The organism is Psychrobacter immobilis, from assembly GCF_904846235.1.
Classification (GTDB): Bacteria; Pseudomonadota; Gammaproteobacteria; order Pseudomonadales; family Moraxellaceae; genus Psychrobacter; species Psychrobacter immobilis_C.
The window spans coordinates 11890-26672 of the sequence record NZ_CAJGZN010000005.1 but is presented as its reverse complement, the minus strand read 5'-3'; the positions used below and the strand labels follow the sequence as shown (position 1 = coordinate 26672).

General features: G+C 41.1%; 13 protein-coding genes. 12 read left to right on the top strand and 1 reads right to left on the bottom strand.

Annotated elements, in window-relative coordinates:
* The first annotated feature begins 390 nt into the window (after positions 1–390).
* From JMX07_RS04550 to hpaR, 12 genes are all read left to right on the top strand, one after another.
* The gene (locus JMX07_RS04550; RefSeq protein WP_201606600.1) at positions 391–1812 is read left to right on the top strand and encodes an aldehyde dehydrogenase family protein; all 1422 of its coding nucleotides are present in this window, start codon (positions 391–393) and stop codon (positions 1810–1812) included.
* A 101-nt stretch (positions 1813–1913) separates the two neighbouring features.
* The gene (locus tag JMX07_RS04545; protein ID WP_201606599.1) at positions 1914–3062 is read left to right on the top strand and encodes a tyramine oxidase subunit B; all 1149 of its coding nucleotides are present in this window, start codon (positions 1914–1916) and stop codon (positions 3060–3062) included.
* Between the two features lie 88 nt (positions 3063–3150).
* Positions 3151–3567 carry a RidA family protein gene (locus JMX07_RS04540; RefSeq protein WP_201606598.1) on the top strand — a complete coding sequence of 139 codons (417 nt, stop codon included), beginning with the start codon at positions 3151–3153 and terminating at the stop codon, positions 3565–3567.
* A gap of 22 nt (positions 3568–3589) precedes the next feature.
* A complete protein-coding gene (locus JMX07_RS04535) occupies positions 3590–4903 on the top strand; it encodes an NAD(P)/FAD-dependent oxidoreductase (protein ID WP_201606596.1) in 1314 nt (437 codons plus the stop codon).
* A 252-nt stretch (positions 4904–5155) separates the two neighbouring features.
* The gene (locus JMX07_RS13665) at positions 5156–6616 is read left to right on the top strand and encodes a fumarylacetoacetate hydrolase family protein (RefSeq protein WP_265088343.1); all 1461 of its coding nucleotides are present in this window, start codon (positions 5156–5158) and stop codon (positions 6614–6616) included.
* A gap of 74 nt (positions 6617–6690) precedes the next feature.
* A complete protein-coding gene (hpaE, locus tag JMX07_RS04525) occupies positions 6691–8145 on the top strand; it encodes a 5-carboxymethyl-2-hydroxymuconate semialdehyde dehydrogenase (RefSeq protein ID WP_201606594.1) in 1455 nt (484 codons plus the stop codon).
* A gap of 1 nt (position 8146) precedes the next feature.
* Positions 8147–9046 (top strand): 3,4-dihydroxyphenylacetate 2,3-dioxygenase, encoded by a 900-nt coding sequence (gene hpaD, locus JMX07_RS04520; RefSeq protein WP_201606591.1) that lies wholly within the window; start codon positions 8147–8149, stop codon positions 9044–9046.
* A gap of 91 nt (positions 9047–9137) precedes the next feature.
* Positions 9138–9530 carry a 5-carboxymethyl-2-hydroxymuconate Delta-isomerase gene (locus tag JMX07_RS04515; RefSeq protein ID WP_201606589.1) on the top strand — a complete coding sequence of 131 codons (393 nt, stop codon included), beginning with the start codon at positions 9138–9140 and terminating at the stop codon, positions 9528–9530.
* A 61-nt stretch (positions 9531–9591) separates the two neighbouring features.
* Entirely contained in the window at positions 9592–10428 is an 837-nt protein-coding gene (locus tag JMX07_RS04510; protein ID WP_201606587.1) for a transporter, read from the top strand.
* Between the two features lie 144 nt (positions 10429–10572).
* Positions 10573–11385, top strand: coding sequence for a 2-oxo-hept-4-ene-1,7-dioate hydratase (gene hpaH / locus JMX07_RS04505; protein ID WP_265088342.1), 813 nt, complete (start codon positions 10573–10575; stop codon positions 11383–11385).
* Between the two features lie 205 nt (positions 11386–11590).
* A complete protein-coding gene (locus tag JMX07_RS04500; protein ID WP_201606585.1) occupies positions 11591–12388 on the top strand; it encodes an aldolase/citrate lyase family protein in 798 nt (265 codons plus the stop codon).
* A 193-nt stretch (positions 12389–12581) separates the two neighbouring features.
* Entirely contained in the window at positions 12582–13004 is a 423-nt protein-coding gene (gene hpaR, locus JMX07_RS04495; RefSeq protein ID WP_201606584.1) for a homoprotocatechuate degradation operon regulator HpaR, read from the top strand.
* Between the two features lie 165 nt (positions 13005–13169).
* Here the strand turns inward: hpaR and JMX07_RS04490 are convergent, their stop codons facing one another.
* Positions 13170–14579 (bottom strand): APC family permease, encoded by a 1410-nt coding sequence (locus JMX07_RS04490; RefSeq protein WP_201606583.1) that lies wholly within the window; start codon positions 14577–14579, stop codon positions 13170–13172.
* Positions 14580–14783 lie beyond the last annotated feature (204 nt).

Genomic DNA, 14783 nt, shown 5'->3' with positions numbered 1-14783 from the left:
AGATTCAGTTCAGATAACCTACTATCTATGTCTTTTACTACATAATATCTTATAACTTTTGCAGACATTTAGAATTGCGATACATCAAAGAGCATCAAATTTGACAACTTAATATTACTAACATATAAGTAAAATATCAAGGGTCTTAAGCAATATTAGATAATCTTTGAATGTGTAATGGCTTGTAAAAATTTTCACCAGTTGAGATGAGATTGTAACCTCTCAAGCCTCAAAAATTTTATTGATAAAAGCATTTGACAGCCACCTATTATTTGTTAATATATTAGTAAATATACAAATATATTAGTAAACTAAGTTGCTAGTCATATTTAACGAGTAATAGATAAGACAGGAAATAGATAAAAAATTTATCCCTACAAGGAAGTGAACATGACATATCAAATGTTAATCAACGGTCAATTAGTCAATGGTGTAAGTACCTTTGAAGTGCTTAATCCAGCGACTAAATCAGTCATTACTGCAGCACCACAAGCTAGCGTAGAGCAGCTAGATGAAGCTGTTGCTGCTGCCAGAAGTGCCTTTCCCGCTTGGTCGGCATTAACTTACCAAGAGCGCCGTACAAAGCTATTAGCACTTGCTGATGCTATAGAAGCGAACAGTGCCGATTTAATCGAAACACTGACAAAAGAGCAGGGAAAACCGCTCAAGGGCTTTTTTGATATGGGTGCAGGTTTTGAGTTTGGCGGTACTTTGGCATGGATTCGTGGGACAGTGGAGTATGAGCTAACACCAGAAGTGCTACAAGAGGACGAAAATCTGCGTATTGAAATGCATCGCAAGCCACTTGGTGTGGTTGGCTCCATCACACCGTGGAATTATCCTTTAATGATTAGTATTTGGCACATCATTCCTGCATTACTGACGGGGAATACTGTGGTATTAAAGCCATCAGGTACGACACCATTAACTGTACTAAAGCTTGGTCAACTTGCCAAAGACATTCTACCAGCTGGTGTTTTAAACGTGATTACCAGTGCAAGCAAAATCAGCTCTGCTATGTCGGTTCATCCTGACATCGACAAAATCGTCTTTACAGGCTCAACGCCAACTGGTAAAGCCGTTATGAAAAGTGCCAGCACTAATCTAAAACGGTTGACACTGGAGCTTGGGGGTAATGACGCGGGTATCGTACTGGCTGACGCGAATATTGTCGCTATGGCACCAAAAATATTTGCAACTGCGTTCATTAATAATGGTCAAACGTGTGCCGCACTTAAAAGGTTGTACGTCCATGAATCAATACATGATGAATTGTGTGATGAACTAGTAAAAATTGCCAATTCTGTCAAAACAGGTAATGGTCTTGAGGCAGATAGCGATTTTGGTCCGCTACAAAATGAGAGCCAGTTTAATCTTGTCAAAGAGCTTGCCGATGATGCCAAAGTGCAAGGTGGAAACTTTTTATGCGGTGGTGAAGTCATTAATGATACGGGTTATTTTTATCCAATTACCTTAGTGAATAATATTAGTGATGGCGTACGTTTGGTAGATGAAGAGCAGTTCGGTCCTATTTTACCGATTATCAAATTTAGCGATGTGGAAGAGGTCTTAGCACGTGCTAACAGCTGTGAATTTGGCTTAGGGGGATCAGTATGGTCAACTGATATTGATAAAGCGACTAAGCTTGCCCAGCGTTTGGAGTGTGGTAGCTCATGGGTCAATCATCATGGTGCCATACAACCCAATGCGCCATTTGGTGGTGTTAAACAATCTGGCTTCGGTTCAGAGTTTGGCGAAGTTGGTCTAAAAGAGTTTACGTCTATTCAAACCGTGCATATTCATAAATGTTAAATGACTTATCTTGTCATATCAAAATAATTTTTATGAGCACTTTATTTTATTAATCTCTCTAGGAACGCGAGAGACATCTAATCAAAAGGAATGAAACCAAAATGTCGGATACTAATTCAGATACTAGAATTGATTTTATCTACCTATCAGAGCAAGACATGATTAAAGCAGGTGTAACAGATATGCTTGGTTGTGTAGATGCTATGGAAGAGATGTTTACGCTATTGTACCAAGGCGATTACCGCATGGCAGGTTCGAATAGCGACTCGCATGGTGCAATGATGACTTTCCCTGATCATCCGAAATTTGAGGGTATGCCGCACAATGCTGAAGACCGCCGTTTTATGGCCATGCCAGCATATTTGGGTGGTAAGTTTCAAACGGTAGGCATGAAGTGGTACGGTTCAAATATCGAAAACCGAAAAAAAGGTCTGCCACGTTCAATTTTAACCTTTATCTTAAACGACAAAGACACAGGTGCACCGCTTGCGTTGATGTCAGCAAACCTTCTGTCTGCTTATCGTACAGGCGCTATCCCAGGCGTAGGTGCACGCCACTTAGCTCGTAAGGACTCTAAAGTAGTGGGTATTATGGGACCAGGCGTCATGGCAAAGACATCGCTAAGTGCTTTCATTGCTGTATGCCCTCATATTGATACAGTAAAGATTAAAGGTCGCGGAGAAAAAAACCTAAACATATTCGTAGAGTGGATAAAGACTGAATATCCTCAAGTGACCACCATTGAAATTGTAGACAGCATTGAAGATGTTGTTCGTGATTGCGACATTGTGACTTACTGCACCTCAGGTGCACCAGGAGATCCTTCAACGTATCCAATGGTTAAGCGTGAATGGGTAAAACCAGGAGCATTTCTAGCCATGCCAGCCTACTGCAACATTGATGAAGATATGCAAAAATCTGATGTGCGGAAGGTTATGGATAATATCGGTTTATATGAAGCTTGGTTCGAAGAGTTGCCACGTCCAGCGCACAACTATGTGCCAATCATCGGCGTTAAATTCATGGACATGATTGAGCAGGGCATCATGAAACAAGACGAGGTTGAAGATTTGTGCTGTATAACTGCTGGTGAAACTAAAGGGCGCCAGAATGATGAAGAGATCATTATCATGTCGGTTGGTGGGATGCCCGTTGAAGACGTTGCATGGGCGACGGTTGTTTATCGCAATGCTATTGAAAGAGGCATAGGCGTATCTTTGAACCTTTGGGAAACCCCCGTATTGCGTTAAGTAAGTGTAGGTGACGCCAAGAAAAGCGACGGAAACGTTAAAGCCGCCAAATCAATTTATCCAAACATAAAACCATTAGGACAGAAAAATGACTAACGTTATCAAAGTAAAAACCGGTTCAAAATTAGAAGATCATGCAAGCTATTCACGTGCAGTTATGGTAGACAATTGGATCTTCGTCTCAAATACTGCAGGACGTAACCCAGAAACCAAACTTATCCCAGAAGATATCGAAGAGCAAACCTTACAAGTATTTGCCAACATAGAGCGAGCACTGGTTGCACTCGGCTCAAGCTTGCAAGATGTCGTAATGTCGAGAGTCTTTATTCAAAACCCAGAAGATACACATACAGTCATGGGTATCATTGGCGAAAAACTACGTGGTGTCGATCCCACCACTACTGTAACTTCACCACCATTAGGATCAAAGGCGTATAAAGTTGAGCTGGAAGTGACGGCATATAAAGGAGCATCAACAGCGAATGTTGAGTATCTGGATATTTAAAATTTGAATCAAGGATAAGACCATGGCAGCACCACAAACAACACCAGTTCAAGCAACACAGATCAAAAAACCGTCAGAATTACCCAAAAAAACAACCGTGGTGATTATCGGTGGGGGTATTGTTGGCTTAACGGCTGCGTTAACCCTTGTGGAGCGAGGTGTGCCAGTTGTGGTGCTTGAAAAAGGACGCTTTATTGGTGAGCAATCGTCCCGAAATCTGGGCTGGATACGTAAAACCAACCGCGCCGAAGATGATGTACCACTCGCCGTTGAGTCCGATAAACTATGGGCTGGTATGAATGAGCGTGTGGGTGCTGAAGTGGGATATCGTCAAGCAGGTATTATGTTTTTGGGCAAAACTGATACCGACATGGCAGGATACGAACGTTGGCTAAAATCTATCGATCATCTCAATCTTGGCTCAAAGCTACTCACACCAGATCAAATAGATAAGATGATACCCTACGGTGTAGGTCACTGGAAAGGAGCTTTATACACTCCTTCTGATGGCCGTGCCGAACCAGAGCTTGCTGCCAGCGCAATTGCTAACGCTGCCCAAAAAAAGGGTGCAATATTGATTGAAAATTGTACCGCACGCACGCTGACTACAACAGGGGGTAAAGTCTCAGGTGTGGTCACAGAGTACGGCGAGATACAATGCGATAATGTCTTACTGGCAGGCGGCGCTTGGTCGCGCCGTTTCTTAGGTAATATGGGTGTAAGATTCCCAACTTTGCCCCTATTTTTATCAGTATTCAAAACCAACCCGCTACCGCATATTCCAATCGAGATAGCGGTAGGAGCCCCCAATTTTTCTTTCCGAAAGCACATAGATGGTAGCTTTATTATGATGCAGCGTGGAGCGATAGATGCACCGTTAACCATCGATCATCTAAAAATTGGCACTCAGTTTTTAGGTGCACTCAAACACGGTAAGGATGTGATGCACGTCCGTCTGAATAGCTTCTTTTTAGAAGATTGGAAGTTGGGTCGCAGATGGTCCAAAGATGACGTTACTCCGTTTGAAAAGGTGCGTACGTTTAACCCCCCTATTAACCAAAGCTTTAACAAAGATGCATTGGATAATGTGAGAGAAGCTTGGCCTATTTTTCAAGATGCTCAAATTGAGAATGAGTGGGGCGGGGTTATCGATGTGACACCAGACTCTAATCCAGTCATTGCTAATATTGCAAAGGTTCCAGGGTTAACAGTAGCTATTGGCTTTAGTGGTCACGGTTTTGGTACATCGCCAGCAGCTGGTCAATTGGCTGCAGATTTAGTGATGGGTACCACACCTTTGATTGATCCAACACCCTATCTTTTTGAGAGGCTATAAACAGTCCAGCTGGCTGAGTTTCTTAAATAGAACGCTTCCAATGATGGTGTGCCTATTATGGTCTTTTAAGCACTGTAACTTCTGGCCTGTGATGCTTATCAAAGACTAAATAAAGATTGCGCAAAAGAAATGATTGACTCTATATTGCTAATATATTAGTATTTTATTAATCTTCGAGATAACGGAAGTTGGTTCAATTGATCTATAGAGATGTTGAGTCAAAATGTAAATAAAACATTGAAAGGATTTCAAATGACTATCAAAGTAGAAAACTTCGCTAATACTATCTATGGCGTTATCTTAAATGACACGAAAACGCTGACCACTCTTGAACATGAACTAAACCTGCCTCCATACAAGACTCCTGCCAAAGCACCTGTTATTTATATCAAGCCTTTTAATACTTTGAATACGACAGACGTCGTTAGTCTACCTACAGACGCCCAAGCACTAGAGGTTGGCGCAAGTATCGGTTTGGTCATTGGAAAAACAGCCAGTCGTTTAACGTCTGATGATGCGTTATCTGTACTAGCAGGGGTGGTTACCGCGGTTGATTTAAGCATTCCACATGACAGTTACTATCGTCCCGCCATTCGTGAAAAATGTTTTGATGGATCGCTTGTTTTAGGTGATATCCATGATGTGCCGGATCTTGCACACTTAACTCTCGACACAAAAATTAATGGTGTCTCAGTGAATACGCGTCATCTATCTGAACTCAAGCGCGATGCGGTAAATTTGCTGGTTGATGTGACCGAGTTTATGACTTTAAACGAAGGTGATGTGTTGTTATTGGGCGTTGAATATCAAGCACCGACCGTTAAAGCTGGTGATAAGGTGCAAGTTACGGCCAATCTTTTAGACACAGCGGTCGACTTTACAGTGGAGTCATCACTACCGTCTACTCACACACCAAATATTGAGACCGATTATGCTGCAATCAATGCTCAGCGCGTAGGCCGCGTCTTAATTGATAATACAGTAACACAAGTCACTCAGACTAAAAATGGGCAGGTGCAAACGAGTGATGGTCTCGTACTGACTGAATCTGATATACAGTGGCTACCACCAATAGAGATAGGTACTGTGTTTGCTTTGGGATTGAACTATGCTGACCATGCCAAAGAATTGGCATTTAACGCCCCAGAAAAACCTCTGGTATTTCTAAAAGGTAAAAACACCTTAGTTGGACATAATGCTCAAACCCGCCGTCCTAAAAATATTGAGTATATGCATTATGAATGTGAGCTTGCCGTAGTAATTGGTAAAACTGCCAGTAATATCAGCGCTGACGAAGCCAAAGATTATATTTTAGGCTATACCGTTGCGAACGATTATGCCATCCGCGACTATTTAGAAAATTACTATCGCCCGAATTTCCGAGTCAAAAATCGTGACCATTGTACGCCTATTGGACCTTGGCTAACCCGCGCAGATCAGATTGCTGATCCCATGAATCTGAAACTGACCACGCGAATCAATGGCAAAACCACACAAGAGGGAACAACTGCCGATATGATTTTTAGTGTGTATACCGTGGTGGAATATCTGTCATCAATTATGACTTTAAACCCAGGCGACGTAATTTTGACGGGAACACCAGAGGGATTGGCTGACGTTAAATATGGTGATGTGATAGAAACCGAAATTGAAGGTTTAGGCGTATTGCGTAACACCATTGTTGACGATGAAACCTACTATAACGCAGGTTAAGCCAAAGCCATAAACTCATCATATTGAGATGATACATAGCATATCAAGCAGATAGATAATATAAGGTAGAAGTCATGATTAAGCATATTATTAATGGTCAACATGTCGAGAGTGAAGACGTTTTTGAAAGTATTAATCCAGCGACTGGCAAAGTCATTGCTGAAGTAGCCAGCGGAGGTCAAAAAGAAGTAGATTCTGCAGTTGCTGCAGCAAAAGCTGCATTCCCAGCTTGGTCTACCATGCCAGCTAAAGAACGTTCAAAAATAATGCATAACGTAGGTGATTTGATTACCAAGCATGTACCTGAACTGGCTGAAATGGAAACGAATGACTGCGGTCAAGTCATTAGTCAGACACTAAAATCTTTGATACCGCGTTCTGCCAATAACTTCCATTATTTTGCTGAGATTGCAGAACACATGCATGGCGAATCTTACGATTCAGATACAGGTCATCTGAATTATACCATGCAAAAACCAGCAGGTGTTTGTGCGCTGATCTCACCTTGGAATGTACCTTTCATGACTGCTACTTGGAAAACAGGGCCGTGTTTAGCACTGGGTAATACAGCAGTTATGAAAATGTCCGAATTGTCTCCGATGACAGTCACACGCTTAGGCGAATTGATGCGTGAAGCTGGTGTGCCTGATGGTGTGTTTAATATCGTGCATGGTTTTGGGCAGCAAGCAGGCGAGCCTTTGGTATCACATCCCGATGTGAGAGCCATCTCATTTACAGGTTCTACCCCAACGGGCAATCGTATTATTAGATCAGCGGGTTTAAAAAAATATTCAATGGAGTTGGGTGGTAAATCACCGTTCATCATTTTTGATGATGCTGATTATGAGCGTGCATTGGACGCTGCATTGTTTATGATTTTTTCTAACAATGGTCAGCGGTGTACCGCAGGATCACGCATTATTGTACAGAGTACGATTTACGATAAGTTCGTAGCAGATTATGTAGATCGTGCTGCTAAATTAACCATTGGAGATCCGCTAAATCCAAATACCATTATTGGACCTATGATTAGTAAAGCACATCAAAATAAAGTTATGAGCTATATCGAAGCTGGTCAAAAAGAAGGCGCTCGATTGGTGCTAGGCGGAGGGACGCCGCAACTGGATGACAAATTCAAAAATGGGTTTTGGGTAGAGCCAACTGTATTTGCAGATGTTGATAACAAAATGAGCATTGCCCAAGATGAAATATTTGGTCCAGTGCCATGCATCATTCCTTTTAAGACTGAAGAAGAGGCCTTACAAATTGCTAATGACACACCTTATGGCCTGTCTTCATATTTATGGACAGAAAATACAGGACGTGTTTTACGTTTGTCCAAAGCCATTGATGCCGGTATGACCTTTGTTAATAGCCAAAATGTACGTGACTTGCGTCAACCATTTGGTGGTACAAAGGGATCAGGTACTGGCCGCGAAGGGAACCACTATAGCTTTGATGTATTCTGTGAGTTGAAAAACGTTGCCATCTCTTATGGCGATCATCGTATACCACGTTGGGGAGTATAAAATGGGAACCTTAGCGCTAGCCGCCAAAATTACGCATGTGCCATCAATGTATCTATCAGAACTTGATGGCGAGCATAAAGGCTGCCGACAATCAGCTATTGATGGGCATTATGAAATCGATCGTCGTTGCCGTGAATTAGGTGTGGATACGATTATTGTTTTTGACACACATTGGCTGGTTAATGGTGGTTATCACATTAACTGCGCCCCTCATTTTGAAGGGGTTTACACCAGTAATGAACTACCACACTTCATTAAGAATCTGCCTTACGACTACGACGGTAATACTGAGTTAGGTGAGTTGATTGCCGAAACTGCTAATGAGATGGGTGTACATACTCGTGCGCATTCTGACACCAGTTTAGGTCCAGAATACGGCACATTAGTACCGATGCGTTATATGAACGCAGATAAGCACTACAAAGTAATTTGTATTTCAAGCTTATTGATGGTGCATAGTTTAGAAGACAGTGCCACATTCGGATTAGCAGTACGTAAAGCGGTAGAAGAAAAATACAGCGGTACTGTTGCCATTTTTGCTAGTGGGTCGTTATCTCACCGTTTTGCTGAAAACAATAGTGGCAGTGAATTTTTCCACAAAATATGGGATCCATTTTTAGGTTCTGTTGATGAGCATGTCGTTAATCTTTGGAAAAAAGGTAAATGGGTTGAGTTTTGTGGCATTTTGCCTATGTATGCAGAAAAGTGTCATGGCGAAGGTATGATGCACGATACTGCCATGCTAATGGGCGTAATGGGCTGGGAGACATATCACGGCAAGGTTGATGTAGTCACGCCTATGTTTGCCTCATCAGGTACTGGACAAATCAATGCTATCTTTCCCGTTGAACCCATAGATTGTGACGCAGTTGCGAAGGCTATTTATAAGCAGTTTCACTAAGGTTTGATAGCAATACGCAGTAAGCTGTACCAGCCTTTTTATATATACCAAAAAGACACTCAATGAATATAAAAATCAAAGGACTGAAACCATGCCTCACTTAACTTATGAATACACCGACAATTTATTAGAAGAGGTGACAGAGCAGGATATTCAAACGCTACTAAAGAAGTCAGCTCAAGTAATCATTGACCAAAAAGATATGTTTCCTACTGGCGGTATTAGAGTTAGGGCACATCGTTTGAGTGAGTACGTAATGGCAGATGCCAGTCGTGACAGTGATGCCTTTGTCCATGCTCATCTGAAAGTTGGCCAAGGACGTACGCCAGAGCAATTAAAAAAAGTGTGTAATGAGTTGTTTGCTTTAATGGAAACGCATTTTTCTGATGTATTTAATAAGCGCGGGTTTGCCCTATCGCTAGAGTACTCAGAATTTGCCAATGGTACATGGAAAAGCAACAATTTACATCAATATTATCGTTAGTCAATGTCCTTAGAAAAGGACAGTAGATATTTTTTTAATCACTGATAAACAAGGATGTTTTATGAAAACAATGTTGAATAAGATTGCAGCTACCTCTGTCTTAGCTGTGTTCAGTTTACCCTTTGTCGCTCACGCATCCGACTCTCAATACGTACCTGGTCTTGAGGGAATAAAGGGAAGTGTATTACCGCCACCTGGCGTATATTACCGCGGCTATCTGGCTAACTATAGCGCAGATAAAAACGAAGCATTGCCAAATGGTGGTGAAGTTGATGTGACGGCACTGGTCAATCGAGCTGTATGGGTTACTCCGCAAAAATTCTTGGGTGCTGATGTCGTTTTGGACACTATTGTGCCACTTGTGAAGACCGATATTGAGATCAATGGTATTGCAAAGGATGATCGAACTGGGCTTGGTAATTTATATGCCAGTGGGCTATTAGGTTGGCATGGCGAAAGATGGGACGCAATTGCTGGTGCAGGCTGGTACTTTGGCAACAGCGGTGATTATTCGATTAATAGGATTGCTAGCCCTGCCAAAGACTATGACTCTTTGTCGTTTACCCTTGGCGGTAATGTGAAACTTAATAAAGCGGGTGATATTGATTTTAGTGCCTTGGGCACTTACGAGATTCCTCAAGAAGACGGGTTGGACGAAGAGTTAATGATTGAGTGGGGTCTTAGTAAAAGCTTTGGCATGCTCGATGTCGGTCTTGTCGGTTACAACACATTTGAGACGGGCGCGGGTGACGAAAAACGAAACGCAATCGGTGTATCGACGGCTTATTTCTCACCAAATCTATTGTTAGGCGGCGACGTTGGTGTCTATAAAGAGTATTCAAACGAAAACACCTTTGAAGGCAGTCTTATCAGAGCGTCATTAACCAAAGCGTTCTAAGACATGAGGGTATGCACGATTTATTTATAGTAAAAACCGTCTACCTAATAAAAAATTACATTCTTTTAAGTTTGACTAAACATTTATGTTTCCATTAAGTGAAACCAATACTGATATATCACATAAATGAAGGATAACGCGATTATGGAAAAACAAGACATTCAAGCCGCTGCTGAGCGATTATATCAAGCAGAAAAAAATGCTATTCAAGTCCGCCAAATCTCCCTAGAACATCCAGATATCACTATTGAAGATGCGTATGCCATTCAAAAAGCAGGTATTGCATTGAAACTTGCTGCAGGACGAAAGATTATTGGCCATAAAATTGGCTTGACGTCAAAAGCAATGCAGCAGTCCTCACAAATTGATGAGCCAGATTATGGTACGTTGCTAGATGACATGCTGTATGCCGATGGTAGCGATATTAATATTGATAAATTCATTGACCCAATGCTAGAGGTTGAACTCGCCTTCATTCTCAAAGATACCTTGCAAGGTGAGAAGGTTAGTTTAACGGATGTACTATCTGCAACAGAGTATGTGATTCCAACCATTGAGCTAATTGATGCCCGTTGTCATCGTATTGATCCAGATAGCAAACGCCCACGCAAAGTAATGGATACTATTTCTGATAATGCTGCTAACTTAGGCATTATCATGGGTGGTCGTCCCATCAAACCTATGGATGTCGATTTGCGCTGGATATCAGCTTTACTATATCGCAATGGGGTGATTGAAGAAACTGGCGTCGCTGCAGGTGTGTTGAATCATCCAGCAAATGGTATTGCTTGGCTTGCTAAAAAGTTTGCCCCGCATGGTATTGCATTAGAAGCAGGACAGATTATTTTAGCAGGATCGTTCACACGTCCTGTACGTATTCGTAGCAATGATACTTTTCACATTGATTATGGCTCACTGGGCAGTATCAGTTGCCGTTTTGTTTCAGATAAAAATTAGTTTTTAGCTTAGGACTTGCGTACTCAGAGCACACTCTCATGTATCACTGTTTTTGTTTGCCTGCTTTTATTAGAATGCCAATCATTTTTGTTGCATTGGCAAAGAAGCATATTTGACGACTTTGCTTGCGTAATCCTAAGTTAGGATTTTTAGACTTTATCGTGGATACGAACAGTCTTTAAGTCCCAAGAATAGGGAGATTATCGTGAAAATACCAATTAACCAATTTAAAAAAAACTTATTAGCTCATCAGCGTCAAATAGGCTTGTTTTTAGGTCTGGGCGATGCTTATATTGCGGAAGTATTGGCAACAGCAGAATTTGACTGGTTGTTAATAGATGGGGAGCATGGGCCAAACGATGTTCGTAGTATTCGTGATCAGCTGCAGGTATTGGCTGCGTATCCAGAGCAGCAAATTGTAGTTCGTCTGCCAGACCATAATACAGCCACTATTAAGCGGGTATTAGATATTGGTGCACAAACGCTGATGATACCAATGATAGAAACTGCGCAACAAGCAGAAAATTTAGTAAAAGCCATGCATTATCCGCCAAACGGTATACGTGGTGTAGGCACAGCCATGGCAAGAGCAGCACGTTGGAATGCAATTAATGACTACTTTTGTCAAGCTGATACACACATGTGTCTTATTGCTCAGATTGAATCAGTAGCTGGTATCAACAACTTAGCAGATATTGTTAATGTCAATGGGGTCGATGCGGTATTTATTGGTCCATCTGATCTTGCTGCCTCTATGGGCCATTTGGGAAATCCCTCCCATCCTGAGGTTAAGCAGGCAGTAGCCGATGCTATTAGAGATATCGTTAATGCAGGTAAAGCTGCTGGTATTTTCTCTGCTGACCCTAGCGTTGCACAAGAGTATGAAAAATTAGGTGCCAGTTTTATGTTGGTGGGCGTGGATGTACTGTTACTACGCAAAGCTGCCACAGAATTGGCCAATAAGTTTAAAGGTAAGGCAGTTAAGGATGCCTCTAGCTATTAGGTTATATAGCTGTTTATACCCTGTTTAAAAATCAAATAGATGCAGGTAAGAGGATACAGCTTTAGGTTGTTTCCTCTTTTTATTACCGGTTTTTAGTCAGTTGTTGAAATTCAAAGCGTCTATAGAACATAGCAATTGATACTAAAACAGGGTTACTGTAATATAGGATTTTTCATTTATCATTCAATATATTATGAGTCAAAGCTATCGAAATCTGCCATTTCTACTATTAAAAGCACGCGAAAATCTCATGGTGCAATTTCGCCCTATCTTAAATAAATATAACGTAACCGAACAGCAGTGGCGTATTATTCGTGCCCTAAAGGAACATGGTGATTTAGAGCCTCGTCAATTATGCCATTACTGTATTATCTTAAGTCCCAGTATGGCAGGCATTCTTAAGCGTATGGAGGAGGCTGAATTAATACAAAAAATTCCTATGGAAGATCAAAGACGAATAAGTATTCGTCTGACAGATAAAGCTCATGAGTTACATACTGAAGCGCTCAAAGAATCAAATCTTCAATATAAAGCTATAGAAGATAAAATTGGTAAGAAAGCGATGAAGGAGCTTTATGTTCTTTTAGATGATTTGATAGACGAATTTGTAGACTGAGTATCTAAAAGGTCTGTTAAAAAGTTGGTTTACAACTTTTTCTACATGTTCAGGATGATTTATTAAAACCTTTGCGATATTTACAGCGTATATAAAATAACCCCCATACATTCGATAAAATGTATGGGGGTTATTTTATATGTGCTATATATGGCTGATAAACGCTTATTTCTGTATTTTAATATCAATTTTGGGTGGTACCATCGGTTCACGCTCAAACAGACCTTTTTTCATAACAAATTTGACCCAAATAGCTGCCATAATCCCAACAGTTATCATTAATCCACCTGTTAAGGTATAGACTTTTTGGGTCATTTCAGGTGTTGGAGAGTTATTAATAAATAGATAAATCATCATCACTATACCTAATATTTGTGGTACTGGATAAAAAGGGGTTTTGAACGGTCTAAAGCGATCTGGGGCAATCTTACGTAAGATGAGTAAGTCAGCGTGCGCAATGCCATAAGCAAATAGCCATGTTGCTGCAGCTGCAATTAGCAACGTAACAATGGTGTCGCCATCTTGACCAAGAATAATGGTTGGCAGTAAAGTGATCCCACCCATGAATAAAATAGCTACCCAAGGCGTTTTAAACTTAGGGTGAACCTTTTTGAAAATACTAAAGGCTTGACCATTCTCTGCCATACCATAAAGCATTCTTGATACCCCTGCCAAGACAGTATTAACTGTACTACCACTGGCCGTTAGACATACAACGGCTAATATCCATTTTGCAGAATCACCAAATACATTAATAAAGTAGTTAAAATGCGGAACAGGGGAGGCTAATAATGCTTCACGGCTAATGTAAGTACCAGCACCTAAAACAAACAGAGTATAAACGACAAAAATAACTACCGCAGATATAAACATAGAAAGAGGGATGTTTCGAGCTGGGTTGCTGGATTCTTCGATCATGGGACAAACAAACTCAAGCCCAAAATAAGCCCACATGCCAAGAGCAATGAGCCCTAAAAAGCTTCCATCTATCGCGCCCCAATCGGAAAATGCTGTGTGCGGTTCAGGGATAGGTACGCCCGTCTGGCTGATAGCTACCACACTAACAATTGCTAAAAACGCTAGCATAACGTAGGTAAGTACGCTTTGTACGCTCGCAAAAATATCTGTACCCAAGATATTTAAAAAAGTAAATAAACCGATAACGATAAACGTAACCATCAATGGAGAAAAAACACCAGGAAAGAGCATATCCATAACTGCACTGACGAGCATTACCTCAGCTGATAGGCCAAACATGGTGAGCATGACATAGCCTGTCATCGTAGCGAGAATAGCGGGAAAATGTCCCATTGCTACTTCTGTGTAAGTACTCAAGCTACCTGCACTGGGAAACATCAATGATAATTCTGCAAAAGTGAAAGCATTGCATAAAGCAATTATCAATCCGATAAACAATACTAGAATAAAGTCAGTACCACCTAAACCGACACCCTGTAGTAGCGAAACAATAGGACCCTGTCCTATAACCACCCCAACACCAATAGCAAACAAGCTACTGAGTTTTAATAGAGGCTTAAATTTTCTTTTGCCAGAATCGACGCCTATTGCACTCATAACAAATCCCTTTATTAGTGATAAAATTTTCTAAAACAATAACTTAATATGAGAGTACTTAAGTATAGCCTTGTACACTTACGAATATATTAGTGATATTTATATTACTAATATATTCGTAAGTGTACAAGGGGTTTTTTAAGCTTTCATTCGACGCCTCAACTCGTTGCGAGACTTATTATGCCGTCGTGGAAGAATCACTAT